Here is a 2067-nt window from a genome sequence, read left to right as displayed (position 1 = left end):
TGCTCTTTTTGGCGGCAGGAATTGAAATCAACTTGAGAAAAGTGAAGAGGGATTGAAACAGGGCACTGTTTAACGCTGAGTTGTGCAACAGCTACCATTGTTAGGCGGCGTTTTTCTCAAATCTTCTTATACTTTCCAGTTCTTCCTGTTTGTTGGTTTTCTCTTCTTCCAAGTCGTAATCATCCTGGAGGCCGAGCCAAAACTTGGGGGAGTTGCCAAAGTAGTAACTCAGCCTGAGCGCGGTGTCTGCCGTGATTCTCCTGTTCCCCTTTAATATTTCGGATATTCTGGTTTGGGGAATGTTGATGTCTTTGGCAAGTCGGTAAGCGGTGATGTTTAGGGGGGAGAGAAACTCTTCTTGCAATACCTCTCCTGGGTGAATATTGGGTAACTTTTCCATTCTCTTTTAGTGATAGTCGATAATTTCTACTTTTGAGGCTTGTCCGTTGTCCCATTGGAAAATGATTCTCCATTGGTCATTAATCCGGATGCTGTAGAAGTCCTTTAAATTCCCTGACAGCTTTTCCAGTCGGTTGGAGGGAGGAACACGCAAGTCAGCGATATTCTGGGAGTTATTCAGCATTCTCAGTTTCCGCCTACCAATAGTCTGAATCTCCATTGGAAGTTTGCTGACTCTTTCCCCGTTCCAAATCTTTTCTGTCTCTTTCGAGCCGAAAGATGTGATCATACTTTTGTTTTACGGTAGTAACGTCAAAAGTAAGTAATATTTATCAAATTATTTTACCCAGAGGAGAGATTTATTAAATGCCGCCTAACGGTCTCGTGCATGAGACGGGCTAGGCCGTCGGCCGTAGCATGGCTTATGCACAATGTTGGCTAAAGTATTTTTATCTGGAGGTATTGGTAATCTTTATTGAGGTCGCCCTTCTCATCCCAAAATGCCTGCACATGGAGAACCTTCACCACGATTGTGTTTGCGTCTTTTCAATGAACAACCCCCTGGGGCCCTGTAGCGGCCATCCATTTGCCGAAGCTTGCCTCCAGTACTTTCTTTATACTTTTGTTGTCATTGATTCTGTATAGCTGAAAGTCGGTAGTATAGTCGTAGGGGTTGGTATACAAGGAGACTGCGTGCCGCCCGTCAGGGGAGATAAAGGGGTAATCGTTGAAGCTGATGATCTCCTCACCGCTCCCTGAACCGTAGAGCTTGAACTCACCATCTTCATAATACTCGATTGCGAGGAGAAAGGCACTGAGGAGTTCCGAATGTCCGACGTAACTGTAGTTCTTCCTATCTTCCTCCGCATTGGGTGAGCTCACGAACTTCTTTTTCTGTCCATTACCCGTGGATACAACGAGCACGGAATCTTCCTCAGAGACCAGGGAGTCAAGGGGAACAATAAACTTATCGTTTCCCTCCTTTGGTTTTCCAAATTCATCTTTGCCGATCAGGCTAATCCTTAATCTGCCCCTGATAGGCACATCGTCGGAAGTCAGGTATAAATCCTTGTCTGTCAGCTTCACCTGGCTGAGAGGCCCTACGTCGGGCTTGGGTATATTCACTACCTCCCAGCCATAGGAATAGGTTTGCTGACCGTCTCTCACAAAGTCTCTCATTATGCGTTCCTTTATCTTGTACCAGCCTGCGGCCTCCCCGATGACCTCCACCTTATAGCCGTACTCTAGCGTATCTAAGACTACAGACTGCTTGTCGGGCTTATCATAGATATTGCCCCCTTTCGGATTAGTGACATAAAGGGTTCTTAGGGTCGGTATCCCATTCACGTCCACCTTGGCCTCTGGAGCAGGCTTTTCAATTTGGCTTACCCTCGGCTCTTCGTTCTCTTGTCTTTTCAGGCTGTCAGAGTTTGAGCAGCCTAAGGAGACACCTATCAAGTAGAGCAAGAGAATTATAGTTGAATTTTTCATCTAATATTTTAGCCAACGGTCTCGTATAAAAAAAGTAGCGGCTTAAAATACATAGATTTTCAAGCCGCTACTAAAGTTGTTTGATTGAAGCTGTTTAGAGTTTTTGATTTTGGTTGAATTTTCGGATAAACAAGGCTGTAAAGGCTAGCAGATGCAGGGCAAGCCAGTGCTGCGCCC

The 2067-nt window shown here is 45.4% G+C and carries 3 protein-coding genes; all 3 read right to left on the bottom strand.

Features of this window, described 5'->3' with window-relative positions; genetic code table 11:
- Positions 1-100 precede the first annotated feature (100 nt).
- The 3 genes from FHS90_RS22170 to FHS90_RS22160 all read right to left on the bottom strand — a co-directional run bounded on the left by FHS90_RS22170 (position 101) and on the right by FHS90_RS22160 (position 1890).
- Positions 101-400, bottom strand: coding sequence for a HigA family addiction module antitoxin (locus FHS90_RS22170; RefSeq protein ID WP_066839809.1), 300 nt, complete (start codon positions 398-400; stop codon positions 101-103).
- Between the two features lie 6 nt (positions 401-406).
- Positions 407-688 (bottom strand): type II toxin-antitoxin system RelE/ParE family toxin, encoded by a 282-nt coding sequence (locus tag FHS90_RS22165; protein WP_066839811.1) that lies wholly within the window; start codon positions 686-688, stop codon positions 407-409.
- Positions 689-945: 257 nt separating this feature from the next.
- The gene (locus tag FHS90_RS22160) at positions 946-1890 is read right to left on the bottom strand and encodes an SH3 domain-containing protein (protein ID WP_182514620.1); all 945 of its coding nucleotides are present in this window, start codon (positions 1888-1890) and stop codon (positions 946-948) included.
- Positions 1891-2067 lie beyond the last annotated feature (177 nt).

It is taken from the genome of Rufibacter ruber (assembly GCF_014138425.1).
Lineage (GTDB): Bacteria > Bacteroidota > Bacteroidia > Cytophagales > Hymenobacteraceae > Nibribacter > Nibribacter ruber_C.
Note: the sequence above shows the minus strand (reverse complement) of the source record. Positions and strands in the feature narration are given on the sequence as shown.